The organism is Formosa sp. L2A11 (assembly GCF_009796865.1).
Classification (GTDB): Bacteria; Bacteroidota; Bacteroidia; order Flavobacteriales; family Flavobacteriaceae; genus Formosa.
In genome coordinates this window covers 341,806-368,128 of record NZ_CP047028.1, presented here as the reverse complement: position 1 = coordinate 368,128, position 26,323 = coordinate 341,806, and the positions used below count along the sequence as shown (strand labels likewise).

General features: G+C 34.7%; 23 protein-coding genes and 3 pseudogenes. 15 read left to right on the top strand and 11 right to left on the bottom strand.

Going from position 1 to position 26,323, the window contains the following annotated elements; all coding sequences use genetic code 11:
* Window positions 1–223: 223 nt before the first annotated feature.
* From GQR95_RS01635 to GQR95_RS01625, 4 genes and pseudogenes are all read left to right on the top strand, one after another.
* Window positions 224–1,204 carry an IS110 family transposase gene (locus GQR95_RS01635; RefSeq protein WP_159021500.1) on the top strand — a complete coding sequence of 327 codons (981 nt, stop codon included), beginning with the start codon at window positions 224–226 and terminating at the stop codon, window positions 1,202–1,204.
* Between the two features lie 234 nt (window positions 1,205–1,438).
* Window positions 1,439–1,993, top strand: a complete 555-nt coding sequence (locus GQR95_RS16940) for a tyrosine-type recombinase/integrase (protein ID WP_370514544.1) — start codon at window positions 1,439–1,441, stop codon at window positions 1,991–1,993.
* 37 nt (window positions 1,994–2,030) lie between these two features.
* Window positions 2,031–2,357: a tyrosine-type recombinase/integrase gene (locus GQR95_RS16935; RefSeq protein WP_370514543.1), complete on the top strand. Its 327-nt coding sequence runs from the start codon at window positions 2,031–2,033 to the stop codon at window positions 2,355–2,357.
* Window positions 2,357–3,493: pseudogene (locus GQR95_RS01625) on the top strand (IS91 family transposase). Before GQR95_RS16935 ends, GQR95_RS01625 begins: the two are co-directional and overlap by 1 nt.
* 285 nt (window positions 3,494–3,778) lie before the next feature.
* On the opposite strand, the gene GQR95_RS01620 reads toward GQR95_RS01625, so the two are convergent.
* The 5 genes from GQR95_RS01620 to GQR95_RS01600 all read right to left on the bottom strand — a co-directional run bounded on the left by GQR95_RS01620 (window position 3,779) and on the right by GQR95_RS01600 (window position 8,220).
* Window positions 3,779–4,579, bottom strand: coding sequence for a toll/interleukin-1 receptor domain-containing protein (locus GQR95_RS01620; protein ID WP_159021499.1), 801 nt, complete (start codon window positions 4,577–4,579; stop codon window positions 3,779–3,781).
* A gap of 62 nt (window positions 4,580–4,641) precedes the next feature.
* Window positions 4,642–4,797, bottom strand: a complete 156-nt coding sequence (locus GQR95_RS17030; protein ID WP_159024202.1) for an integrase core domain-containing protein — start codon at window positions 4,795–4,797, stop codon at window positions 4,642–4,644.
* Window positions 4,791–5,513, bottom strand: a complete 723-nt coding sequence (locus tag GQR95_RS01610; protein WP_159021498.1) for an IS3 family transposase — start codon at window positions 5,511–5,513, stop codon at window positions 4,791–4,793. The genes GQR95_RS17030 and GQR95_RS01610 overlap by 7 nt, the downstream gene beginning before the upstream one ends.
* Window positions 5,514–5,518: 5 nt before the next feature.
* A complete protein-coding gene (locus GQR95_RS01605) occupies window positions 5,519–5,884 on the bottom strand; it encodes a transposase (protein ID WP_159021497.1) in 366 nt (121 codons plus the stop codon).
* A 221-nt stretch (window positions 5,885–6,105) separates the two neighbouring features.
* Window positions 6,106–8,220: a COR domain-containing protein gene (locus tag GQR95_RS01600; RefSeq protein ID WP_159021496.1), complete on the bottom strand. Its 2,115-nt coding sequence runs from the start codon at window positions 8,218–8,220 to the stop codon at window positions 6,106–6,108.
* Between the two features lie 210 nt (window positions 8,221–8,430).
* Between GQR95_RS01600 and GQR95_RS01595 the strand changes: the two genes are divergently transcribed.
* The gene (locus GQR95_RS01595) at window positions 8,431–10,008 is read left to right on the top strand and encodes an IS1182 family transposase (protein WP_159021495.1); all 1,578 of its coding nucleotides are present in this window, start codon (window positions 8,431–8,433) and stop codon (window positions 10,006–10,008) included.
* Between the two features lie 91 nt (window positions 10,009–10,099).
* On the opposite strand, the gene GQR95_RS01590 is transcribed toward GQR95_RS01595, so the two are convergent.
* From GQR95_RS01590 to GQR95_RS01580, 3 genes are read right to left on the bottom strand one after another with little or no spacing between them, the layout of a single operon-like run.
* Complete coding sequence (locus GQR95_RS01590; RefSeq protein ID WP_159021494.1) at window positions 10,100–10,993, bottom strand: FRG domain-containing protein; 894 nt, start codon at window positions 10,991–10,993, stop codon at window positions 10,100–10,102.
* A 53-nt stretch (window positions 10,994–11,046) separates the two neighbouring features.
* On the bottom strand, window positions 11,047–11,853 hold the full coding sequence (locus tag GQR95_RS01585) for an IS3 family transposase (RefSeq protein WP_233266030.1): 807 nt from the start codon (window positions 11,851–11,853) through the stop codon (window positions 11,047–11,049).
* Between the two features lie 50 nt (window positions 11,854–11,903).
* Window positions 11,904–12,269: a transposase gene (locus GQR95_RS01580; RefSeq protein WP_159021493.1), complete on the bottom strand. Its 366-nt coding sequence runs from the start codon at window positions 12,267–12,269 to the stop codon at window positions 11,904–11,906.
* A gap of 670 nt (window positions 12,270–12,939) precedes the next feature.
* Between GQR95_RS01580 and GQR95_RS16695 the strand changes: the two genes are divergently transcribed.
* The 4 genes from GQR95_RS16695 (at window position 12,940) to GQR95_RS01565 (ending at window position 16,453) form a co-directional block, all read left to right on the top strand.
* Window positions 12,940–13,608 carry a reverse transcriptase domain-containing protein gene (locus GQR95_RS16695; protein WP_233265979.1) on the top strand — a complete coding sequence of 223 codons (669 nt, stop codon included), beginning with the start codon at window positions 12,940–12,942 and terminating at the stop codon, window positions 13,606–13,608.
* Window positions 13,586–14,218, top strand: a complete 633-nt coding sequence (locus GQR95_RS16690) for a group II intron maturase-specific domain-containing protein (RefSeq protein ID WP_233265978.1) — start codon at window positions 13,586–13,588, stop codon at window positions 14,216–14,218. Before GQR95_RS16695 ends, GQR95_RS16690 begins: the two co-directional genes overlap by 23 nt.
* A gap of 331 nt (window positions 14,219–14,549) precedes the next feature.
* On the top strand, window positions 14,550–15,314 hold the full coding sequence (locus tag GQR95_RS01570; protein ID WP_159021492.1) for a tyrosine-type recombinase/integrase: 765 nt from the start codon (window positions 14,550–14,552) through the stop codon (window positions 15,312–15,314).
* Window positions 15,314–16,453, top strand: coding sequence for an IS91 family transposase (locus GQR95_RS01565; RefSeq protein ID WP_159021491.1), 1,140 nt, complete (start codon window positions 15,314–15,316; stop codon window positions 16,451–16,453). Before GQR95_RS01570 ends, GQR95_RS01565 begins: the two co-directional genes overlap by 1 nt.
* A gap of 270 nt (window positions 16,454–16,723) precedes the next feature.
* On the opposite strand, the gene GQR95_RS01560 is transcribed toward GQR95_RS01565, so the two are convergent.
* Both GQR95_RS01560 and GQR95_RS01555 read right to left on the bottom strand, forming a co-directional pair.
* Entirely contained in the window at window positions 16,724–17,977 is a 1,254-nt protein-coding gene (locus GQR95_RS01560) for a hypothetical protein (RefSeq protein ID WP_111710331.1), read from the bottom strand.
* Between the two features lie 158 nt (window positions 17,978–18,135).
* Entirely contained in the window at window positions 18,136–18,939 is an 804-nt protein-coding gene (locus GQR95_RS01555) for a DUF1963 domain-containing protein (RefSeq protein WP_159021490.1), read from the bottom strand.
* A gap of 648 nt (window positions 18,940–19,587) precedes the next feature.
* Between GQR95_RS01555 and ltrA the strand changes: the two genes are divergently transcribed.
* The gene (gene ltrA, locus GQR95_RS01550; protein ID WP_159021489.1) at window positions 19,588–20,868 is read left to right on the top strand and encodes a group II intron reverse transcriptase/maturase; all 1,281 of its coding nucleotides are present in this window, start codon (window positions 19,588–19,590) and stop codon (window positions 20,866–20,868) included.
* A 104-nt stretch (window positions 20,869–20,972) separates the two neighbouring features.
* Here ltrA and GQR95_RS01545 read toward each other — a convergent pair whose 3' ends face one another.
* Window positions 20,973–21,524, bottom strand: a complete 552-nt coding sequence (locus GQR95_RS01545; RefSeq protein ID WP_159021488.1) for a hypothetical protein — start codon at window positions 21,522–21,524, stop codon at window positions 20,973–20,975.
* A 249-nt stretch (window positions 21,525–21,773) separates the two neighbouring features.
* On the opposite strand from GQR95_RS01545, the gene GQR95_RS17025 reads away from it, so the two are divergent.
* The 5 genes and pseudogenes from GQR95_RS17025 to GQR95_RS01525 all read left to right on the top strand — a co-directional run bounded on the left by GQR95_RS17025 (window position 21,774) and on the right by GQR95_RS01525 (window position 26,316).
* Window positions 21,774–22,046 carry a phage integrase N-terminal SAM-like domain-containing protein gene (locus GQR95_RS17025; protein ID WP_370514542.1) on the top strand — a complete coding sequence of 91 codons (273 nt, stop codon included), beginning with the start codon at window positions 21,774–21,776 and terminating at the stop codon, window positions 22,044–22,046.
* A pseudogene (locus GQR95_RS17020) lies at window positions 22,006–22,690 on the top strand (tyrosine-type recombinase/integrase). Before GQR95_RS17025 ends, GQR95_RS17020 begins: the two are co-directional and overlap by 41 nt.
* Window positions 22,690–23,826 (top strand): annotated as a pseudogene (locus GQR95_RS01535) (IS91 family transposase). Before GQR95_RS17020 ends, GQR95_RS01535 begins: the two co-directional pseudogenes overlap by 1 nt.
* 913 nt (window positions 23,827–24,739) lie before the next feature.
* Entirely contained in the window at window positions 24,740–25,912 is a 1,173-nt protein-coding gene (locus GQR95_RS01530; protein WP_159021487.1) for a transposase, read from the top strand.
* Entirely contained in the window at window positions 25,903–26,316 is a 414-nt protein-coding gene (locus GQR95_RS01525; protein ID WP_370514541.1) for a transposase, read from the top strand. The genes GQR95_RS01530 and GQR95_RS01525 overlap by 10 nt, the downstream gene beginning before the upstream one ends.
* Window positions 26,317–26,323: the final 7 nt, after the last annotated feature.

Sequence of the window (26,323 nt, the reverse complement as noted above, 5' to 3'; positions counted from 1 at the left end):
CTTAAGTTAGCCTTATCAAATATAAGTTATAAATTAAGTGTCAAATCAGAAAGAATAAAAAGAGAGGATTAAGGTTATTTTGTGTATTGAGACTGCGATCTCGTTTTTCATGACAATCCCCTCTCTTTTCTACTATTATTTCGAACAGTTCTGTGAGACTTTAGATCTCGTTTTTAAGATGCAGAAAAGCTAGTAGACTACTTCTTTCGTAAATTTCATATACATGATTAAAAATACAAATTATTTCGGAATAGATATCAGTAAGGATGTCTTTGATGTTAGTGGAGCAGATGGTAATCATCATCAATTTAAGAATGACTTATCAGGCTTTAAAAAGTTATTGCGTTTAACTAATGAGTTTTCTCATTGTGTAATGGAATCTACGGGAGTTTATCATTTACGTTTGTGCTATTATTTAGAAGAAAAAGGAATAGCTGTAAGTGTAGAGAATCCTTTGTCCATAAAACGCTTTATACAAATGCGATTAACAAAAATAAAAACAGACAAAAGAGACTCTCAAATGATTTATGAGTATGCTGTAAACTCTGGGGTTGAACTTCGTTTATGGAAAGGCCAAAGTGAAACTCAAATAGCTTGTTATCAAATAATAAGCCTAACCAACTTGTATACTAAACAAACAACAGCACTTAAAAATAAGTTACAAACAGAGGAGTCAATGGGATCTCCATGTTCAAAAGTGATACGGTCCTTAAAAAGAAGTTTAAAACACTTGAAAAATGAAATAGATAAGCTCGAAGACTCATTACTAGAGCTAGTAAAACTAGATAATCAAGATTTACTTACTAGGGTTGAGAGTATTCCTGGAATAGGGAGAAAGTCAAGTGTGTTATTGATCGTTTTAACCGGAGGATTTGAACGTTTTAATAAATCCTCAGAGCTTTGTTCTTTTGCGGGTTTAACACCTATGATTAGACAATCAGGAAGTAGTATAAGATCTAGATCAAGGATAAGTAAAATGGGAAATAGACGATTGAGGAAAACCTTATTTATGTGTAGTCTATCCGCTAAGAAATATAATAAAGCGTGTAAAGAAATATTCGATAGAATTGTAGCAAAAGGGAAAAGTAAAAAAGTGGCATTAATAGCTGTCTGTAATAAGCTTTTAAAACAGGCATTTGCCTTGGCAAAATCAGGGTTGATATATGATAAGAATTATAGAAGTGTTTTAGTGAAATTAAACTAATAAATACTTGTTTATTAACACAGTTCTTGGTTAGTTGCGTGGTTAAGCAACTAATTTAGTAAACAAAAACTAACGCGAGAAAATTCCGAAGGAATTTTCCAGATAAGCACTTGCCCAAGCAATTAATTATACACGGTGTTGAACGAATCCTCCCTATCGGTCGGAAGCCCTCCTGACTGATTCAGAATAAGTTATTCTTTTGTAAAAGTAATAGATTTATTAACTTATGGGTAAATTTTAAATCTATTATTATGTTTAAAAAAAAGTAAAACCATTGCTGAACGCGCCTTTTCAGATGTAAAGGATTTCAGTCATCTTCAAACCAAACTCGAACAGAGTTTCTCTATTAATGGCAAAGCCAAAAGCACTTTAAACAACTATCTCCGGTGCTTGGCACACTTAGCTTTGCATTACAACCGAAGTCCTGAAAAACTATCGGTAGAACACGTTCAGAACTATCTTTACCACTGCCAAAAACTTCACAAAACACCTTCCGAGAGTTTCTTTAAACACACCATTTTCGGACTCAGAGCAGCCTACAAAGTGATGGGCATGGAAGCCAAACGTGTGCTGCTTCCTCAAATTAAAAGAGATATTAAACTACCATGTGTTCTAAATAAAGAGGAAGTTAAGCGCCTTTTAAAAGCGCCTAAATATCTTAAGCATCGTTTGATAATAGGTATGCTTTACGGTTGTGGACTGCGTAGCTACGAACTCTGCGCTGTTAAATTATCTGATCTCGATTTTGAGCGTAAAACCGTGTTTATTCCTAAGAAAAAAGGAAAATAGATCGCTATGTGCCTTTGAGTCCGCTTCTGATTAGGGGATTAAAAAATACATCACAACAGAAAACCCTCAGGGACATCTTTTTAATAGCCAAGTCTCTAAATCTGGAGAATCACTCGGATTAACCACCAACGGTATACGCTGGATTATTAAAGAAAACAGAAGTAAAATAGGGAGTTCTAAACAGATAACTGCCCATACTTTACGGCACACGTTTGCTACACATTTATTAGAGTATGGTGTTGATATCGTCAGTTTAAAGGAACTTCTTGGACATGCACATATCGAGATGACACTCACGTATCTTCATGTTGCCAATTTGCCTAGTGGTTCCAAATTTTCTCCCTTGGATAAACTTTACGATTAATGTTTTGTAAACATAAAGTAGCTGACATTTTAGAAATGGAACAGCTACAGCTCAAAACATTGAGTCTGACCTCTTGGCATTACCGTGGGTTACAAGCCATAAGAAGGTGTCGCACCAAAGCTATGGGTGGCCATATTGATAAATGCGATTGTTGCCAAGCCTTACACATTAGTTATAACAGTTGCAGAAATAGACATTGCCCAACATGCCAGGGACACAAACGTGAACAGTGGATAAAAGCCAGAGAAGGCGAACTATTAAATGTGCCTTATTTTCATATCGTTTTTACGCTTCCAAGTGAGTTTAATACCTACGCTCTGAGTCATGGTAAAGTAATTTATAGCAGTTTATTTAGAACCGCATGGCAAACCCTGCAACAGTTTGGAGACAACCCCAAACACTTGGGCGCTAAACTGGGTATGATTGCTATACTTCATACCTGGGGACAAAACATGAGCCTACATCCGCACTTGCATTGTATTGTTCCTGGCGGTGGATGGCGTAAATCAGGGACATGGAAAAGTGCAAAAAATAAAGGTAAATATCTATTCAATGTAAAATCTATGAGCAAGGTGTTTAAGGCTAAATTTATCTCTGAACTTAGGAAAAGTGAAGTAAAAATCCCAAAGAAAGTTTATAATACAGTGTACAGTAAAAAATGGGTGATCTATGCGAAACAATCTTTTAGAAGTCCAAAATATGTTATTGAATATCTAGGCAGATACACGCATAAAATTGCAATAAGTAACCATCGTATTATTGCTGTAGATCGTGAAAATAAAACGGTGACTTTTACCGCGAAAGATTACCGGCACCAAGCTAAAAAGATAAAGTTGACTTTGTCCAGTGAAGAATTTGTTAGACGCTTTGCTTTGCATATTTTACCCAAGGCTTTACACGCATACGGCATTACGGTATTTTAAGCAGCAGCTGGAAAAAAGAGATTACCGAGACTACAAGCCGAACTGGCTTGTAAAAAGATAGTGAGTATTAAAACAGTCGAACCTGTTTTACACCGTCGTTGTCCCGTTTGTAAAAAAGGAAAACTACATACCATACTACTATTTAACGATCGTGGTCCTCCCGAAAATTGGAGGGTATTATTAAGAGATAAAAAATTAAATAAGGTCAATTAAAAAAAACAATCTGCAAGCGCGGACAGACCTCTCAATGGCTAAACTTAAAATTTAAGCCATTATAAAGTGAAATTATATTAAGTGTTACCGAAAAAAGAAACAATCTCTTCCAAATAAAGACTGATCAGCGTAGTTTAAACATGTAAACTACAATCGATTACCAAAGCATCCTTCCCTAAACACATCGTTTTCCCCATAAGAGACATCTTCTGCCGACTTCGTCAACACAATATTCAGCTCTGGCCTATCGGCGAGCCGAATACTTAGTTATTGTGTGCAGTTATTTTAGAATGGTAATAATTTATCTGTTCGGCTTATTATTCTGTTTTTTAATTGACTCGATGATGTAAATATTTTTTTGATTTCTGGGAATTTCATCATAAAATCATAAATTTCACTTTCTTTTTTTCTTAAATCGTAACTGGTAAGGTCAAGTTTATTTGTGCTTGCATATTTTTCAATCCACCAATCTACAATTTCATCCATATCACTTTCACTTACAGTTGTCCCATTGCCATTTTCAGCTGTATTCTTTAAATATCTCAAAATATTCAAGGACTCTTCCATCAATTCTTTTTCAGTTCTAATTTCAGGTTCATTTTCGCTTTCAGGAACTGATTTTAATTTTCCCTCAAATTCAGGCCATAAAGATTCAAATATATTTTCAATTTGTTTTTCTTTTAAAGATTTTGCACCAGTTTTTCCTATCTGGTTATTTATCTGCTTTAATAATGTCAGCATTTCCTCTTTTTCTAGTCTAGTCGCTTGAAATTGTGAAAGTGCTGAAGAAACGTCAGTTGTATGAACTTTATATAAAAGTGTACAAACATAGGCGTCTTGAGTTTTTGATATAGCACCAGCCTCAAAATGAACCCATTCAGAAGATAAATTTGATGGTGTCATTATAAAAATTCCAACTTTTGACTCTTCAAGTTTTCCTGCAATTTCAGCATTCCACCTTTTACCTTTCTCTATGTCGGTTGAAATCCAAGGTTCTGCTACTTGGATAACTTGTTCAATCCATTCACTTAATAGTTTGGCTATAAATCTACTTTGTTCTCCTGACCAACTTATAAATATTTTCATTTTTTATCTCGATTTTTTTTAATGTCTCGTCCTAAAATACGTCTACAGGTTATTGATTAAAATTAAGCTGCATTTTGGTGCACGTTATTAGGTGTTTTATAGTCTAAAGATAAATGTAATCTTTTAGAGTTATATAATTTGATTGCATTTTTAGTTGCTCTTTTTGCATCTTCTACGCTGGCAAAGGTCTGGTCTAGGTAAAATTCATCTTTTAAAATTCATCTTTTAAAATTCCATTTACCCGCTCTGCTAGGGCATTTTCATAACAATGATTTTCTTCTGTCATGCTTATTGCTATCTTTTTTCGCTTTAACTCGTTGGTGTATACATTGCTGCAATATTGTATTCCTCTGTCTGAGTGGTGGGTTAGATTCTTGAGTCCTTTGTTATGATAGATTGCCTTTTTAAGTGCCCTAACACAACCGGTTAGCTCTAAGCTGTCACTTAGGTCATATCCTACGATTTTACGTGAATACATATCTGTTAAGAGTGCTAGATAACAAAATCCTTTAATAGTTCTGATGTAAGTTATATCTGCAGCCCACACTTGGTTGCATCTAACTATTTCTACATCTTTAATGCTATTATCGTATTTGTAAAATCTATGATGTGAGTTTGTTGTTCTGGACGAATATTTCTTTCTCCGTATCAAGAGATTATTATCTCTAAGGACACGTAACAATTGATCTCTACCAATTTTGATGTTGTGTTTTTTAAAGTCCGTTTTTAGGGACCGCATCAACTTTCGAGCGCCTTCTCTTGGTAAAGTCCTTCTTCTTTTATGAACGATTTCCAACACCTGGTTTTCAATATTTATTCGCTTGACGTATCGCTTTTTGTATTTATAAAACGCATCACGAGTTAGAAAATATCCCTTACAGATTGTTGCTATACTATAAGGTCTTTCTTTTGGATTATTGTCTAAAGTCTCCATTAGTGCTAGATGTTTAGTTTTTTTTTGAGTTCTAAAGCATCTTTATAGCCTAGTTTCTTAGCAGCCACAGTGAGGTAACTATCATCAATAAGCTTATCGAGGTCTTTCTTTATGAGAAGTTCCTTTAGCTGTTTAAGCTCTTTTTGGAGGGCTTTTATTTTGGTAAGTTCATCATCTGTTTGCACGATTACACGGGTGTTCATTAAATCTTTACGATTGTACTTTTTTATCCATTCGTTAATGGTACTGGATTGGACGCCATAGAGCAGTCCTACTTGTCTTTTAGAGTGGTTTCCCTTAGCAAGTTCATCAAGAACTTTGAGTTTAAAGCTTTCGCTGTAACGTCTTACATATCCATCATTTTTATACATATACATTTGGTTTAGTGTATACATATTTCAGGACGGGTCATAATTGCACACAACGTTGAGGCTATGGTTAGTACGGGAATTAAAAGTAGTGAACTTTCGATTAAGCACTTAGCCAAATTTTTTTATTTTGTTTTATCTTTTTTCTTTTAAAGCCAAATTAAAAAGATTTGGCAGACTTAGTTAAAAAGCACTACACTTTTGGTTAAGCACCAAAACCCGTATTAATTATAGCCATTGTTAGCTGTAGTACTTTTCTTTTTAAGATATTTATCAACTATCGCATTCAGATTAACTCCAAGACCAAAAAAGTTCGGTTGTAATTGTACTATTGAATTTGCTTTCTCAAGTAAAGATTCTGTATTGTCTAATTTACTAGCAACTTTTTCTAATAAGTTCATTAGTTCCTTTTCTGCTGAATTTTGGTTGATTACTGAGCCTAATAATTCTTTTACATTGTATTCTTTAATTGCTCCGTCTGGAAAATATTTTGTTATACCCATTTCTTCTAATTTATAAAGATGATTTAGACTAATACTTAAATCTGAATTGTCAGGGAGCGGTATTTTTTCAATTGCTGTTAACTTTTCAAAATTTGCATTTATACTTCTTAAGAAATGTAAGATAACAGAAAGGTAATCTCTTTTATTATTTCCAAATGTTTGAACCGTAATGATGTTAGATTCATAGTCAGCCTTGACAATTGCACTTGAGTTAAATCTATTGTCATATAGAACAACTCCAGTTCTCCATCTTTTACCATCTTTAATGTCCATATGAAGATTAACAATAAGTCTAGGTAGTATTGACTTAGGAAGGAAGTCGTATTCGATTATTACCTTTATTTGATTATCTAAATCAAGATTGAAATCAGGTTCTTGAACTGGTAATAAATCTGGAATTAGAATTTTTTGGTTTTCAATTTCATAGCATAATTGAAATTTTTTCATTAGTTCTACAAGATATTTGAATTTTGACTTAGGATAAATAAATTTGTCATCATCCTTTTTTTTCAAAATTTTCTCTAAATCTGAAAATCCAATAATACCACCTTGGTCATTAAGAAGTTTTGAATTAATTATTCTATAAACTCCACCTGTTACCCATAGTGGGTCTAATACGTGAGTATCATTTAAACTATAATCTTTAAAATGTAGAATAATTCCTAAATCATTTAAAAATTCTAAAACTATTTGTTGGTCAGATTGCTCGTTGATTCCTTCTTTTTTGCATTTAGTGATGTATTCATCATAAGATATATAAGGTGCTGAAATATTTTCTAAGGAGTTCTTAAGATTAAACCAATTATTTGACCAGACATTAGAAATATGAGGAACATTATTTATAGATTCAACAAGGGATTTTGAAAATTCTTGAACTCCCTCATTAGTTGAACACGATATCCTATAAAAATTAAGAATACTTGGGTATTTTTCTAAAAGAAATTTTCTGTTTAAATCAAAAGAAGGGTTTTCATCAATCTTGTTTACCACTACTAATATTGGCGATTTCCCTCCATAACTTTCAATACTTTTTAACCAATATTCAGGATTTGGCTCTTCTCTTGCATTTAAGACAAGAATGTATATACTCCTTTTGGACATGAAAAATTGATGAGTAGCATGCATTATCTCTTGACCGCCAAAATCCCAAAAGTTAAATTTAATTATATCTTCAGTTCCGGTAGGCTCGCTAACCCAAGAGTTTATTTTAATTCCATGTGTTTGTGGTTCTCTAGAATTATATCTTTTGTTTATAAGCCTATTTACAAGTGAAGTTTTACCTGTAGCTCCGTCTCCAACAAGTATTACTTTAACTTCATTGAAAGGTTTACTATCTTCTCCAATTGAATTTAAATAGGTGATAATTTTTGTAGGTGTCCCTCTTTTTAGAAATTCAGGAGGTATGTTTAAGGGGTTTTTACTTAAATCAAATAGTTCTAATTTACAAAGTTCTAATTCTTCTTTCGAAATAGATTCAATGTTGTTTTCTTGGATATATAAATTTTTAATTGATTTTATTGACAGTAATTGGTAAGGAAACTTTTTTATCTGATTGTCATATATACCTATTGTTTTCAATTTATCTAATTCTGAAAATGAGAATTCAACATTTTCAATGTTATTTATACCAATATTAAGTTGAGTTAGATTGGTTAGTTTGAATAAATTTGAAGGTATTTCTGTTAATTCTAACCTGCAAAGGTTCAATCCAGTAATAAGTCCTTTATTATTAATGAAATACCCTGCTCTTGAATTACCTACATTTTTTAGTTTGATAATTGGTAATTGTTTACCAATTTCTTTTTCTAATTGTTTTATTATTTGTTTGTCGTTCATTTTTCGGGTATTATGCACAACGTGCTTGTATAAGATTAGGTGCGTGTTTTAAGCACTAAAGTTAGCAAATAAATCACAGATAGAAAGTGCGAGGACTTTCGTAAGTAGGCTATAACTAGCAATGAATTATACACATTGTGCCTGTTGCACAAGTTAAGAAAAAAGTAGTAATGCAATTGCTTAAAAAACGAACGTTTCTTATCTTTATGTATGCAGGGAAAAAAGACGTATCAAGAGAAGCTATTCAATCAATTTAGACTTAGCGAACGTGTGCCAGAAGCCAATTTCTACCGTCGGCTTCATACCGCTATAGATCTTAATTTTCTTTATAAAACTACCAAAAAATTCTATGGATCAAGCGGACAAAAAAGCATCGATCCCATTGTGTTTTTTAAACTTTGTTTAGTGGGCTATTTAGAAAATATAACTAGCCATCGCAAGCTTATTGCACATTGTAGCATGCGTTTGGATATATTGTATTTTTTAGGGTATGATATAGACGAAGAATTACCGTGGCATTCTACCATTAGCCGTACACGACAATTATTTCCAGAAGACGTTTTTGAATCTGTTTTTATAAAGGTTTTTGAACGCTGTGTATCCGCAGGTATGGTCGCTGGACACACGCAAACAATAGATTCTGCTCCTGTAAAAGCCAATGCTTCCATGGATACTTTAGAACTTAAAATTCCTGAAGCAGATTTAGAAGATCACCTACGTCAAATTCGTAACATTAGCAATCGAGACAAAAACAAACCTTTAAGGCAATCTAAAGAAAATAAAGCAGATAAAGACCAACAAACATTATCTGCATCTCACAAGGAATTACAAGCTATAAAAAGCCGTAATACCAAATGGGCAAAAGATCAAGATGCTCGCCCAGGAGCCGGTGCTAAAGGCAGTCGTTATACGAGTAACAAAACACATTATAGTCCCACAGATCCTGACGCACGTATTAGTGTAAAACCCGGTAAAGCAAGAAAACTTAATTACCTTAGTCAGCTTACTGTAGATACAGCAAACCATGTTATAAGCGATATAAAAGCGTACCATGCAGACGGTAAAGACAGTCAGCACTTACCAGATATTGTTAAGCGTGTAAAACAACGACTGTGGAAATCACAGCTGGTTTGGGAAAATTGTGTAGCCGACACAGGCTATAGTAGCGGTGAGAATTATGCGTTTCTAGAAGCTATAGGTTTAAAAAGTTTTATACCCGCTCATGGCACTTATAAAGGTGGGCCAGATGGATTTACTTATGATAAGGACAAGGATCATTACACCTGTCCAGAAGGTAAAACCATACCGTTTAAAAAGGTGTTTGTTGAAAAAAAGAACAATACCAAAAAGAAGGAATATCGCGGATCAAAACAGCTGTGCATAGACTGTCCAATCCGCACAGCATGTTTAGGAAAATCAGCTCAAGAAAAGAAATTTACAGTTACGTATTATCGAGAGGAATACGAGCGGAATATAGCCCGAGTAGAAAGTAATCAAGGACGCTATATGAAAGGAAAACGGCAAAGTACCGTAGAACCCGTATTTGGCACTCTGACTCAGTTTATGGGGTTAAACAAGGTTAATACTATTGGTATCAAGCAAGCTAATAAATGTATGCAACTCTCCGCTATTGCTTACAATCTCAAAAAATATATGAAATTTATTGAAAAACGTACTAAAAGCGATGCAAGAGTACTTGCGCTTTATTTTAGCCTCAAAAACACCCTCTATAAAGCTATTAATACGCTTTTAAGACCTTGTAAATCAACTATAATATTAACTGTATAAAAACAGAAACCGTCTCTAAAGACGGTTTTTTATTATAGTTGAACTATGTATTATAGACTTGTGCAACGATTACCATTGTTGGTAACAGTTTTTAAAAGCTATACTTATTTTCGATTGATTTGCTTATTCCGGATAAATCAGGATAGATATCTCTTTCTGATATACCTAACAATTCAAGTTCTTTTCTGATTTTTATTTTTGAGTTTTTATCGATTATAATCTTTGTCAAGAATTTGTGATTGTCTTTAAAGTCTAATATTCCATTAACTTCATTTCCGAAAATAGTAAAACATGATTTTTGATTTCTCATTCGTTCGTCTAAAAGATATGGGTAAATGGCAAGTGGATAAAATTCTTTTTCATAAGATTTATGATTATGTTCAAAATCCAAGTTTAAATACATCCGAAACAATTCGTCACGATTAAATTCCCCGTTTTTATCTATTAACTCTATTTTGTTAGCTTTTTGTGGGAAGTAAATACTTCCTGTTTGAATTGTTCCATTTGATAATTTACTTAGCACAGACTTGTTATAGCTATGTGGAGATAATAACCAAACAACAGAATCGTCTTCTTTAAAATGACTGTCAGAAATTGAAAAGTATAATGAGATTAATGCGCTTTCAGTCCAATCTAATAACCTTGTCTGCATGCCATAATGTTGCATAAGAAAGTACTTATTCCATTCATTATTGTTAATTCCTTTTTTATTTAAAAACATTTCAGCTTCACGAAAAAATGAAGACTTTAAGTTGCTTTCAATATTTATGACATCTTCATAAGCAGTCTTTTTTGTAAAAGTATCATTTAATGAACCTCCTCTTTGTCTAAATGCTTTTGGAACGAGTGGTGTCGAGATATTATTACTTCCTTCTCCTCTAAACCAAATATTCTTAATTTCACTTGGAGTTGAAATAGTCGCAATTTTTTCGTGCATTAAATCAATAAATTCTGAAACTGTTTTAGCTGATTTTTCTTTATTCATTAATTTTATTTTAATGTCTAGTCCTGAAATATGGCTACAGGTTAAAATTGAATTTAGGCTGATAATTGATATACCATATTAGGTGTTTTATAATCTAAAGATAAATGTAATCTTATTTCGTTGTATAGATTAATTGCATTTTTTGTAGCTCTTTTTGCGTGTTGCACGTCAGTAAAGGTCTGGTCAAGGTAAAACTCATCTTTTAAGATTCCGTTTACACGTTCAGCCATAGCATTTTCGTAACAATGATTTTCTTGAGTCATGCTAATATCTATCTTTTTTCTCTTTAATATTTGTGTATACACATTACTACAGTATTGTATTCCTCTATCAGAGTGATGTATTAGTCCAGTCACGTTTTTAGCTTTATAAATAGCCTTATTAAGAGCTCTCACGCATCCTTTTAATTCTAGACTATCACTTAGATCGTAACCCACTATTTTTCTAGAATACATATCCGTAATGAGAGCCAGATAGCAAAAGCCTTTTACTGTTCTGATATATGTAATATCTGATGCCCAGACCTGATTAGGTTTTGTGATTTCTAGATCTTTTATGATGTTGTTATATTTATAAAAACGATGATGCGAGTTGGTTGTTCTAGAACTATATTTCTTTCTTAAAGTGAGCATATTTTGAGACCTTAACACCTTGAATAGCGTATCTCTACCGACTCTTAGGTTAATCTTTGTAAACTCATCATTTAATGATTTTATAAGTTTACGAACACCTTCTCTAGGAAGCGATTTGCGTCTTTTCTTGACTATATTAATAATCTGTTGTTCTCGTTTTAAACGTTTATCAGCTCTGTTTTTAAACTTATAATAGGCATCTCGTTTTAGTCCAAAACAACTGGATATAGTTGATAAAGAAGCAAATCCCTTAGCTTTATCTTTTGCTTTTATTAAGGCTAGATATTGAGTTTTTTTTTGAGTTGTTGGACATTTTTGTATCCTAATTTTTCAGCCGCTACTTCCAGGTAAGATTCTTCTACCATAGCATCGAGATCCTTTTTAAGAAGTAGTTTTTTAAGCTGTTCTACTTCTTTTTGCAACGTTTTGATTCTTGTAATTTCGTCTTTTGTTTCCACTTTTACTCTGGTGTTCATTAAGTCTTTACGTTCGTACTTTTTAATCCACTCATTAACCGTTGTAGGAGCGATTGAGTAGAGTTTACATAGATCACTCTTGGTGTATTTTCCTGTTGTAAGTTCGGCTAAAATTTTCAGTTTGAAAGGTTCTGAATACCTTCTAATTACTTTGTCATTTTTGTACATAATGTTTAAAATTATGTAGCCTTATTTCAGGACGGGTCATAATTGTTGCTAACGTTGTTGTATATGGTTTGTTGCGTGTTTTAAGCAACTAATTTAGTAAATAATTACGGACAAAGAAAGTCCGCGAGGACTTTCGTAAGTAGGCAGTAAACCAGCAATAAATTATATACGGTGTGTGTGCCCAGCATGGGCATCTTTTGATTTACCGAAAGGTAAATAATTAATCTATAGGGTGCAAGTCCCTTATGCGCAGGAGTAACGTTCTGAAGCATTAGTAAGTCGCAAGGGTGAAAACCGTGAGGTTTTATCTGAAGGAAGCGGAACTACAAAACTCGGTACTGACGAACAGAAATCGTATACAGAGGCATATTTACTCGGGTAAGCAACCACATCATTGTAACGCCCCAAGATTAACAAAAGGGTAAGTATGTAGATACGGCAGGAATTGAGGGAAAGAAGATGTCATTACCTGGGGAGGTCTCTACAACTACGAGTTGGTTATGTAGAGAAGTCAGCAGAAGTCATAGTACTTACAGGAAACGAGGTGCAACAAGAATTGTACAGGTCTCACGGGTAAGGAAGGACAGAACATTAAATTACGTTGGAATTCGATTAGGATGCTTAGCTAGCCTAGTTTTAAACCAACAGGAGTACACGAATTATTGAATCTATGATTGAACAGGTATTATCAGCAACAAATCTTTATAAAGCAACACGCCAAGTGGAGCGCAATAAAGGTGCGAGCGGCGTAGATGGTATGAAAACAACGGCACTTTCGGCATACATATTAGAAAATCGTTCGCTTATATTATCTACAATTCGCACAAATAGCTATGTGCCAAATTCAATTTTAGGAGTAAACATTCCAAAAGGACAGGGTAAAACCCGACTATTAGGAATACCAACGGTAGTAGATAGGTGGCTACAACAGGCGGTAAGCCAACAATTAATGGTTCATTTTGAATATGATTTTGAGCCCGTTAGTTATGGATTTCGCCCACAAAAGAACATCCAAAAAGCAGTATTACAAGCTCAAGGGTATATCAATTCTGGTTACCAAGATATTGTAGATATTGATTTGCAAGGATTCTTTGATGAAGTAGACCACTGTATTTTACTTCAACTTATCTACCGCAAAGTAAAATGTCCAACCACCTTGCGATTAATCCGAAAATGGTTAAGAGCTCCCATCTTAATAGATGGAACACTCAAAAAGCGCAGAAAAGGTATCCCGCAAGGCAGCCCCATTAGTCCCTTATTATCTAACATTATGTTAGATGTTTTGGATAAAGAAATGAAAAGCATGGGCTTGCTTTATGTACGCTACAGACGACTTTAGCGTTTACGCAAAAAGTAAAAGCGAGGCAAAAACTATAGGAAATAAACTATTTGTCTTTTTAAGAGACAGATTGAAACTCCCTATAAATAAAGCCAAAAGTGGCATCCGTAGACCAGTAAACTTTGAATTACTTGGGCATAGTTTTGTACCTGTCTATAAAAAGGGTCTAAAAGGACAATATGCACTAGTGGTAGCCAAGAAAAGTTGGGAAAAGTTTAAACGTAACCTGAAAAGTATCACCAAGAAAACCAAACCCATGTCGTTGTTAGAACGTCTGGAACGGCTTAATCAAGTCTGTCGAGGCTGGATGAATAATTACCGCTTAACTAACATCTATGCAAAAGTTAAAAAGCTAGATGAGTGGTTAAGAAATCGGTTACGCTATTGTATTTGGCACGATTGGAAAAAGCTAGAGCGGAAACGTAAAAACCTCATTCAATTAGGTATAGAAATCGGACAAGCCTATGCTTGGAGTAGAACAAGAATGGGAGGCTGGGCAGTCGCTCAAAGTCCTATTTTAAAGACTACTATTACAGTTTCTAGGCTTAAACGAAAAGGGTATAAACCTTTGTTAGATTACATTAATAATACGCAAACTTCAATTTGGTGAACCGCCGTATACGAGACCCGTACGTACGGTGGTGTGAGGGGTGCACTCCGTCATTTGATGGCGGAGCCATCCACTCGATTGAACGAATCCTCCCTATCGGTCGGAAGCCCTCCTGACTGATTCAGAATAAGTTGTTCTTTTGTAAAAGTAATAGATTTATTAACTTATGGGTAAATTTTAAATCTATTATTATGTTTAAAAAAAAGTAAAACCATTGCTGAACGCGCCTTTTCAGATGTAAAGGATTTCAGTCATCTTCAAACCAAAACTCGAACAGAGTTTCTCTATTAATGGCAAAGCCAAAAGCACTTTAAACAACTATCTCCGGTGCTTGGCACACTTAGCTTTGCATTACAACCGAAGTCCTGAAAAACTATCGGTAGAACACGTTCAGAACTATCTTTACCATTGCCAGAAACTGCACAAAACACCTTCCGAGAGCTTCTTTAAACACACCATTTTCGGACTCAGAGCAGCCTACAAAGTGATGGGTATGGAAGCCAAACGTGTAGCGCTTCCTCAAATTAAAAGAGATATTAAACTACCATGTGTTCTAAATAAAGAGGAAGTTAAGCGCCTTTTAAAAGCGCCTAAATATCTTAAGCATCGTTTGATAATAGGTATGCTTTACGGTTGTGGATTGCGTAGCTACGAACTCTGCGCTGTTAAATTATCTGATCTCGATTTTGAGCGTAAAACCGTGTTTATTCCTAAGAAAAAAGGAAAAATAGATCGCTATGTGCCTTTGAGTCCGCTTCTGATTAGGGGATTAAAAAAATACATCACAACAGAAAACCCTCAGGGACATCTTTTTAATAGCCAAGTTTCTAAAGCTGGAGAATCACGCGGATTAACCACCAACGGTATACGCTGGATTATTAAAGAAAACAGAAGTAAAATAGGGAGTTCTAAACAGATAACTGCCCATACTTTACGGCACACGTTTGCTACACATTTATTAGAGTATGGTGTTGATATCGTCAGTTTAAAGGAACTTCTTGGACATGCACATATCGAGATGACACTCACGTATCTTCATGTTGCCAATTTGCCTAGTGGTTCCAAATTTTCTCCCTTGGATAAACTTTACGATTAATGTTTTGTAAACATAAAGTAGCTGACATTTTAGAAATGGAACAGCTACAGCTCAAAACATTGAGTCTGACCTCTTGGCATTACCGTGGGTTACAAGCCATAAGAAGGTGTCGCACCAAAGCTATGGGTGGCCATATTGATAAATGCGATTGTTGCCAAGCCTTACACATTAGTTATAACAGTTGCAGAAATAGACATTGCCCAACATGCCAGGGACACAAACGTGAACAGTGGATAAAAGCCAGAGAAGGCGAACTATTAAATGTGCCTTATTTTCATATCGTTTTTACGCTTCCAAGTGAGTTTAATACCTACGCTCTGAGTCATGGTAAAGTAATTTATAGCAGTTTGTTTAGAACCGCATGGCAAACCCTGCAACAGTTTGGAGACAACCCCAAACACTTGGGAGCTAAACTGGGTATGATTGCTATACTTCATACCTGGGGACAAAACATGAGCCTACATCCGCACTTGCATTGTATTGTTCCTGGCGGTGGATGGCGTAAATCAGGGACATGGAAAAGTGCAAAAAATAAAGGTAAATATCTATTCAATGTAAAATCTATGAGCAAGGTGTTTAAGGCTAAATTTATCTCTGAACTTAGGAAAAGTGAAGTAAAAATCCCAAAGAAAGTTTATAATACAGTGTACAGTAAAAAATGGGTGATCTATGCGAAACAATCTTTTAGAAGTCCAAAATATGTTATTGAATATCTAGGCAGATACACGCATAAAATTGCAATAAGTAACCATCGTATTATTGCTGTAGATCGTGAAAATAAAACGGTGACTTTTACCGCGAAAGATTACCGGCACCAAGCTAAAAAGATAAAGTTGACTTTGTCCAGTGAAGAATTTGTTAGACGCTTTGCTTTGCATATTTTACCCAAAGGCTTTACACGCATACGGCATTACGGTATTTTAAGCAGCAGCTGGAAAAAAGAGAAATTACCGAGACTACAAGCCGAACTGGCTTGTAAAAAGATAGTGAGTATTAAAACAGTCGAACCTGTTTTACACCGTCGTTGTCCCGTTTGTAAAAAAGGAAAACTACATACCATACTACTATTTAACGATCGTGGTCCTCCCGAAAATTGGAGGGTATTATTAAGAGATAAAAAATTAAATAGGGTCAATTAAAAAAAACAATCTGCAAGCGCGGACAGACCTCTCAATGGCTAAACTTAAAATTTAAGCCATTATAAAGTGAAATTATATTAAGTGTTACCGAAAAAAGAAACAATCTCTTCCAAATAAAGACTAATCAGCGTAGTTTAAACATGTAAACTACAATCGATTACCAAAGCATCCTTCCCTAAACACATCGTTTTCCCCATAAGAGACATCTTCTGCCGACTTCGTCAACACAATATTCAGCTCTGGCCTATCGGCGAGCCGAATACTTAGTTATTACCCACAGTTTATTTTTTCGTTTAATTTCCAATTATCACTAACGATTTTAAATGGACAAGCATTTACTCTCATCCATTGATTCTCAAAGCAATGTTCATCTGTTATATCTTCTTCAGCTCTTTGGCATTGAGCATAAAGAGAACAAATTGTATCATTATTATAATCTAATACTCTTTCAATAACAATACTTTGTCCCAAAAGGTCAAGGAATTCTAAAGCAGGATTGTCCTCATTTCCTTCTTTAGAACCTAAAGGATAAAATTCGTAACCTGAAATCGTTTTTATATGAGGAATACCATAGAAATCAATCAAATTTTTTAATTTTTCGTTGTTATCTATTTCTGAATATAACAATTCAAGTAGAGGTGAAGTGTTTGCTTTAACTGACTGAATTATATTTTCAAACATTTTCTCAAAATGATGTAATTCTGCATAAATTGAACCAGTAAGAGTTTCTTTAAATTCATTAATAGTGGAAAGTAAAAAGTCTTGAATAGATATTTTTTTTTCTTTGTGAACAATCCATCGTTCAACTAAATATTTTTGGTAAATTTCTAACCCATTCAATTCGGGCTCTGTTCTTACTTCTATTAATAATTCGTAAAGTGTTAATGCACAGTTTTGCGAGTTTAATGCTAGGATACATAATGCTATTAATTTTCTTTTATCCTCTAGCAATTCTGGATTAAGAATTTCACAAAGTAATTCTACACTTTTATATGGAAAAGTAGGATGATTAACTTCATCGTCATAATTTAGTTGGCATAATCTAGCCATTCCTTCCTTTACACATAAATTCCCTAATTCAATAGTTTCTATTACTTTCCCTCCTTTGACCAATTCGAAAAGAACCATTTTATATGGTCTGTCATTCTCAATATTTTCTTTGAGGTAGACAGTTATTTTGTCGTATTCTGGACTATAGGACTTTTTTGTGCCATAATATCTATCAAAAACAGCTTTTCCGTCTAAAATCCCATTGCTAAATGGTATATTCTCAATCGGAACGGTTAGCTGTTTAGATTCGTTTATATGCTTTTTAACTTCATAGAGATAATGGAAGTAGAAAATGCTGTTTTTTAATCCAAATATGGTTGTTATGTTTTGAAGATAATGAGTGTATTCGTGAACAAATGTACCCAAATCATTTTTCTGCAAATTTTGAAATTCAATATCAAATTCTCCATTTAGGAAAATAGAAAAGAAATGAGGTTTATAAAATCCTCTTAATTCGTATTCGTTATTGTTCATTTCTCAAATTGTGGGTAACGTTGTTGTATATGGTTTGTTGCGTGTTTTAAGCAACTAATTTAGTAAATAATTACGTACAAAGAAAGTCCGTGAGGACTTTCGCAAGTAGGCAAGAAGCCAGCAATAAATTATATACGGTGTTACCACACGTTATTTTTCTACGAACAAGCCCAACCAAAGCCTAATTCATTTTCATTATCAGGACTTTGTGTTAAATGACCAATTCCAGCATCTCCAAACATATATGGTAAATTATCTTCGGAATCAAATTGAAATAGTAATTCCATTTGTTTTTCTGTTTTTCGGTCAAACGGATATTCAACAGATTGTATCCAATATGGCCAACCATATAATTTGTCTTTTTCTATAGGTAATCCAATTCCTCTTTCTTCCATTAATTCATAAACATCATCATCTAAATCCAGTTCAATTCCTAATTGGTCATATTCTTCTGGATGCGGATAGTCATCTTTAAAAGTCCATTCGGTAATTAGTTTTTCATTAAATAATTCGTCTATCTGTGGTTTGATAGAAGCAGATTCTCCATTGATTTCAATTTTTCTACATTCTACAGATTTGGAAAAAGGGAAAAACGCTTCTAAATCAGATTCGCACAAAGGTTCACTTGTAGTGCAATAAAATAGCTGAATTAAACCTTGTTTTTTATCTTCTGGTAATTCCTGAAGGTTTAATTGAAGAAATAGTTGCATATTCTTTTTGCAATTCGGACATTTTGGCCAATCATTTTCGTTCCTCAAATAAGGAAATCCACCTATTTTTGATTTCTCAGAAAATGTATTCCCACTTTCTTTAGTAGTTGGCAAGAAAGCTTTTTTCTTGAATTTGTCAAGTAATTTTATAGTGCTTTCATATTCCTTTTCAATATCAATAGAATCTGAATAATTCTCAACCTCAATCTTTGGTTTGTCAGTTTTTCCAAATAGTTTTTTAAATATATTCATCTGTTATTGAGTTCAGTTTTTAATGTGTGGTAACGTTTATGTATAAGAATAGTTGCGGGTTTGTATGCGAGGATTTTCCGAAGGAAAATCAGACGTTACAAACACGCAACGACCTTTGGTTAAGCACTAAACCGCAATTATTTTTATACGGTGTGTGTGCCCAGCATGGGCATCTTTTATTTACCGAAAGGTAAATAATTAATCTAGAGGGTGCAAGTCCCTTGTGCGCAGGAGTAACGTTCTGAAGCATTAGTAAGTCGCAAGGGTGAAAACCGTGAGGTTTTATCTGAAGGAAGCGGAACTACAAAACTCGGTACTGACGAACAGAAATCGTATACAGAGGCATATTTACTCGGGTAAGCAACCACATCATTGTAACGCCCTAAGATTAACAAAAGGGTAAGTATGTAGATACGGCAGGAATTGAGGGAAAGAAGATGCCATTACCTGGGGAGGTCTCTACAACTACGAGTTGGTTATGTAGAGAAGTCAGCAAAAGTCATAGTACTTACAGGAAACGAGGTGCAACAAGAATTGTACAGGTCTCACGGGTAAGGAAGGACAGAACATTAAATTACGTTGGAATTCGATTAGGATGCTTAGCTAGCCTAGTTTTAAACCAACAGGAGTACACGAATTATTGAATCTATGATTGAACAGGTATTAGAAGCAACAAATCTTTATAAAGCAACACGCCAAGTGGAGCGCAATAAAGGTGCGAGCGGCGTAGATGGTATGAAAACAACGGCACTTTCGGCATACATATTAGAAAACCGTTCGCTTATATTATCTGCTATTCGCACAAATAGCTATGTTCCAAATTCAATTTTAGGAGTAAAGATTCCAAAAGGACAGGGTAAAACCCGACTATTAGGAATACCAACGGTAGTAGATAGGTGGCTACAACAGGCGGTAAGCCAACAATTAATGGTTCATTTTGAATATGATTTTGAGCCCGTTAGTTATGGATTTCGCCCACAAAAGAACATCCAAAAAGCAGTATTACAAGCTCAAGGGTATATCAATTCTGGTTACCAAGATATTGTAGATATTGATTTGCAAGGATTCTTTGATGAAGTAGACCACTGTATTTTACTTCAACTTATCTACCGCAAAGTAAAATGTCCAACCACCTTGCGATTAATCCGAAAATGGTTAAGAGCTCCCATCTTAATAGATGGAACACTCAAAAAGCGCAGAAAAGGTATCCCGCAAGGTAGCCCCATTAGTCCCTTATTATCTAACATTATTTTAGATGTTTTGGATAAAGAAATGAAAAGTATGGGCTTGCGCTATGTGCGCTACGCAGACGACTTTAGCGTTTACGCAAAAAGTAAAAGCGAGGCAAAAACTATAGGAAATAAACTGTTTGTCTTTTTAAGAGATAGGCTTAAACTACCTATAAATAAAGCCAAAAGTGGCATCTGCAGACCTGTAAACTTTGAGTTACTCGGACATGGTTTTGTACCTGTTTATAAAAAGGGAGTCAAAGGACAATATGTACTTGTGGTAGCCAAGAAAGGTTGGGCAAAGTTTAAACGTAACCTGAAAAGTATCACCAAGAAAACCAAACCCATGTCGTTGTTAGAACGTCTGGAACGGCTTAATCAAGTCTGTCGAGGCTGGATGAATAATTACCGCTTAACGAACATCTATGCAAAAGTTAAAAAGCTAGATGAGTGGCTAAGAAATCGGTTGCGCTATTGTATTTGGCATGATTGGAAAAAGCTAGAGCGGAAACGTAAAAACCTCATTCAATTAGGTATAGAAATCGGACAAGCCTATGCTTGGAGTCGCACCAGAATGGGAGGCTGGGCAGTTGCTCAAAGTCCTATTTTAAAGACGACTATTACAGTTTCTAGACTTAAACGAAAAGGGTATAAACCTTTGTTAGATTACATTAATAATACGCAAACTTCAATTTGGTGAACCGCCGTATACGAGACCCGTACGTACGGTGGTGTGAGAGGCGCAGTGACGACTTTTAAGTTGTCACCCGTCTACTCGATTGTAAAACGTTTTTATTTCACTTTCTAAATTCCGCTCAAGATAATTCCGATAATTATAATAATCAGCGAAGTTATCAGAAACGGTTTTTTACTTTTATAAATATCCGAAATTAAATTCCAACAATACAAATAAATGAAAATTGGAATCATAAATCCCAAATACGCAAAGTCTTTTTCAATTGTCAAATCGACACCAGCAATAAACCAAAACATTCGTAATAGAAAAAGTAATGTTCCAAATAAAATCCAAATCGGATTAATTTGAGCCATTCTTAATTTCAATGTTTTTCTTCTGTTTGTTGCAAATGGTTTACTCATCCACAAATAAGTCGTAAAGCAAAAAGAAAATCCAACAGAAGCAATTCCGATTAAAGTCAAATAATAAGCCGAAAACTCATAGTTTATGATATTCAACCAATTCATTGCTTCTATATTGTCTCCAATATTACAAAGCCTTAAAGTTATTCGCAGTAGAGTGTTAAAAATTAAACAATATCCGATTCCAACAATAATTCCGCTATAGAATCTTAATGTTCCAATTTCGTTTATTGAGAAGTCAGATTTGAGTTTTTTCAATTCAGCGTAATGTTTGTCTTAAATGTTTTACAACGTTTATGTATAAGAATAGTTGCGGGTTTGTATGCGAGGATTTTCCGAAGGAAAATCAGACGTTACAAACACGCAACGACCTTTGATTAAGCACTAAACCGCAATTATTTTTATACGGTGTTGAACGAATCCTCCCTATCGGTCGGAAGCCCTCCTGACTGATTCAGAATAAGTTGTTCTTTTGTAAAAGTAATAGATTTATTAACTTATGGGTAAATTTTAAATCTATTATTATGTTTAAAAAAAAGTAAAACCATTGCTGAACGCGCCTTTTCAGATGTAAAGGATTTCAGTCATCTTCAAACCAAACTCGAACAGAGTTTCTCTATTAATGGCAAAGCCAAAAGCACTTTAAACAACTATCTCCGGTGCTTGGCACACTTAGCTTTGCATTACAACCGAAGTCCTGAAAAACTATCGGTAGAACACGTTCAGAACTATCTTTACCATGCCAAAACTTCACAAAACACCTTCCGAGAGTTTCTTTAAACACACCATTTTCGGACTCAGAGCAGCCTACAAAGTGATGGGCATGGAAGCCAAACGTGTAGCGCTTCCTCAAATTAAAAGAGATATTAAACTACCATGTGTTCTAAATAAAGAGGAAGTTAAGCGCCTTTTAAAAGCGCCTAAATATCTTAAGCATCGTTTGATAATAGGTATGCTTTACGGTTGTGGACTGCGTAGCTACGAACTCTGCGCTGTTAAATTATCTGATCTCGATTTTGAGCGTAAAACCGTGTTTATTCCTAAGAAAAAAAAAAATAGATCGCTATGTGCCTTTGAGTCCGCTTCTGATTAGGGGATTAAAAAAATACATCACAACAGAAAACCCTCAGGGACATCTTTTTAATAGCCAAGTTTCTAAAGCTGGAGAATCACGCGGATTAACCACCAACGGTATACGCTGGATTATTAAAGAAAACAGAAGTAAAATAGGGAGTTCTAAACAGATAACTGCCCATACTTTACGGCACACGTTTGCTACACATTTATTAGAGTATGGTGTTGATATCGTCAGTTTAAAGGAACTTCTTGGACATGCACATATCGAGATGACACTCACGTATCTTCATGTTGCCAATTTGCCTAGTGGTTCCAAATTTTCTCCCTTGGATAAACTTTACGATTAATGTTTTGTAAACATAAAGTAGCTGACATTTTAGAAATGGAACAGCTACAGCTCAAAACATTGAGTCTGACCTCTTGGCATTACCGTGGGTTACAAGCCATAAGAAGGTGTCGCACCAAAGCTATGGGTGGCCATATTGATAAATGCGATTGTTGCCAAGCCTTACACATTAGTTATAACAGTTGCAGAAATAGACATTGCCCAACATGCCAGGGACACAAACGTGAACAGTGGATAAAAGCCAGAGAAGGCGAACTATTAAATGTGCCTTATTTTCATATCGTTTTTACGCTTCCAAGTGAGTTTAATACCTACGCCTGAGTCATGGTAAAGTAATTTATAGCAGTTTTTTAGAACCGCATGGCAAACCCTGCAACAGTTTGGAGACAACCCCAAACACTTGGGCGCTAAACTGGGTATGATTGCTATACTTCATACCTGGGGACAAAACATGAGCCTACATCCGCACTTGCATTGTATTGTTCCTGGCGGTGGATGGCGTAAATCAGGGACATGGAAAAGTGCAAAAAATAAAGGTAAATATCTATTCAATGTAAAATCTATGAGCAAGGTGTTTAAGGCTAAATTTATCTCTGAACTTAGGAAAAGTGAAGTAAAAATCCCAAAGAAAGTTTATAATACAGTGTACAGTAAAAAATGGGTGATCTATGCGAAACAATCTTTTAGAAGTCCAAAATATGTTATTGAATATCTAGGCAGATACACGCATAAAATTGCAATAAGTAACCATCGTATTATTGCTGTAGATCGTGAAAATAAAACGGTGACTTTTACCGCGAAAGATTACCGGCACCAAGCTAAAAAGATAAAGTTGACTTTGTCCAGTGAAGAATTTGTTAGACGCTTTGCTTTGCATATTTTACCCAAGGCTTTACACGCATACGGCATTACGGTATTTTAAGCAGCAGCTGGAAAAAAGAGAAATTACCGAGACTACAAGCCGAACTGGCTTGTAAAAAGATAGTGAGTATTAAAACAGTCGAACCTGTTTTACACCGTCGTTGTCCCGTTTGTAAAAAAGGAAAACTACATACCATACTACTATTTAACGATCGTGGTCCTCCCGAAAATTGGAGGGTATTATTAAGAGATAAAAAATTAAATAGGGTCAATTAAAAAAAACAATCTGCAAGCGCGGACAGACCTCTCAATGGCTAAACTTAAAATTTAAGCCATTATAAAGTGAAATTATATTAAGTGTTACCGAAAAAAGAAACAATCTCTTCCAAATAAAGACTGATCAGCGTAGTTTAAACATGTAAACTACAATCGATTACCAAAGCATCCTTCCCTAAACACATCGTTTTCCCCATAAGAGACATCTTCTGCCGACTTCGTCAACACAATATTCAGCTCTGGCCTATCGGCGAGCCGAATACTTAGTTATTGGCATTTCGTTGTTTATATTCAGACTTTTAATTATTCGGCTTAATTTTTTTTTCCAGCGTTTGAGTGAATTCGTTCAGCGATTTATTCCGCAAATGTTTTCAATTCCGATTTGGTTGGCAATTCCGAATCTGGCTAAATTCCACATTCAGTTAAGTTCTTTGTTTATTAATTCAATTTCCGATTCCTCAACTTGCTGAAAATCTGTTTAGTTTTTACTATTCAGAAATCTTTTTATTGTTTTTATTTTCGTTTATAAACATTAATATTATCGAAGCAATAATAATTATTGAAGCACCTAAAAACAACCAAGTTTTTTTTGATTCAAGATTGAAATTTGAAAAATTAAAATTCAATATATTTAAAGTCATTGCTATTATTATCAAGATTGATGAGATGTTTCTTTTTATCATATTTTTTGTTTTTATGTTCGTTTTTCAATGAATGCCAACGTTTATGTATAAGAATAGTTGCGGGTTTGTATGCGAGGATTTTCCGAAGGAAAATCAGACGTAACAAACACGCAACAACCTTTGATTAAGCACTAAACCGCAATTATTTTTATACGGTGTGCCTGTTGCACAAGTTAAGAAAAAAGTAGTAATGCAATTGCTTAAAAAACGAACGTTTCTTATCTTTATGTATGCAGGGAAAAAAGACGTATCAAGAGAAGCTATTCAATCAATTTAGACTTAGCGAACGTGTGCCAGAAGCCAATTTCTACCGTCGGCTTCATACCGCTATAGATCTTAATTTTCTTTATAAAACTACCAAAAAATTCTATGGATCAAGCGGACAAAAAAGCATCGATCCCATTGTGTTTTTTAAACTTTGTTTAGTGGGCTATTTAGAAAATATAACTAGCCATCGCAAGCTTATTGCACATTGTAGCATGCGTTTGGATATATTGTATTTTTTAGGGTATGATATAGACGAAGAATTACCGTGGCATTCTACCATTAGCCGTACACGACAATTATTTCCAGAAGACGTTTTTGAATCTGTTTTTATAAAGGTTTTTGAACTCTGTGTATCCGCAGGTATGGTCGCTGGACACACGCAAACAATAGATTCTGCTCCTGTAAAAGCCAATGCTTCCATGGATACTTTAGAACTTAAAATTCCTGAAGCAGATTTAGAAGATCACCTACGTCAAATTCGTAACATTAGCAATCGAGACAAAAACAAACCTTTAAGGCAATCTAAAGAAAATAAAGCAGATAAAGACCAACAAACATTATCTGCATCTCACAAGGAATTACAAGCTATAAAAAGCCGTAATACCAAATGGGCAAAAGATCAAGATGCTCGCCCAGGAGCCGGTGCTAAAGGCAGTCGTTATACGAGTAACAAAACACATTATAGTCCCACAGATCCTGACGCACGTATTAGTGTAAAACCCGGTAAAGCAAGAAAACTTAATTACCTTAGTCAGCTTACTGTAGATACAGCAAACCATGTTATAAGCGATATAAAAGCGTACCATGCAGACGGTAAAGACAGTCAGCACTTACCAGATATTGTTAAGCGTGTAAAACAACGACTGTGGAAATCACAGCTGGTTTGGGAAAATTGTGTAGCCGACACAGGCTATAGTAGCGGTGAGAATTATGCGTTTCTAGAAGCTATAGGTTTAAAAAGTTTTATACCCGCTCATGGCACTTATAAAGGTGGGCCAGATGGATTTACTTATGATAAGGACAAGGATCATTACACCTGTCCAGAAGGTAAAACCATACCGTTTAAAAAGGTGTTGTTGAAAAAAAGAACAATACCAAAAAGAAGGAATATCGCGGATCAAAACAGCTGTGCATAGACTGTCCAATCCGCACAGCATGTTTAGGAAAATCAGCTCAAGAAAAGAAATTTACAGTTACGTATTATCGAGAGGAATACGAGCGGAATATAGCCCGAGTAGAAAGTAATCAAGGACGCTATATGAAAGGAAAACGGCAAAGTACCGTAGAACCCGTATTTGGCACTCTGACTCAGTTTATGGGGTTAAACAAGGTTAATACTATTGGTATCAAGCAAGCTAATAAATGTATGCAACTCTCCGCTATTGCTTACAATCTCAAAAAATATATGAAATTTATTGAAAAACGTACTAAAAGCGATGCAAGAGTACTTGCGCTTTATTTTAGCCTCAAAAACACCCTCTATAAAGCTATTAATACGCTTTTAAGACCTTGTAAATCAACTATAATATTAACTGTATAAAAACAGA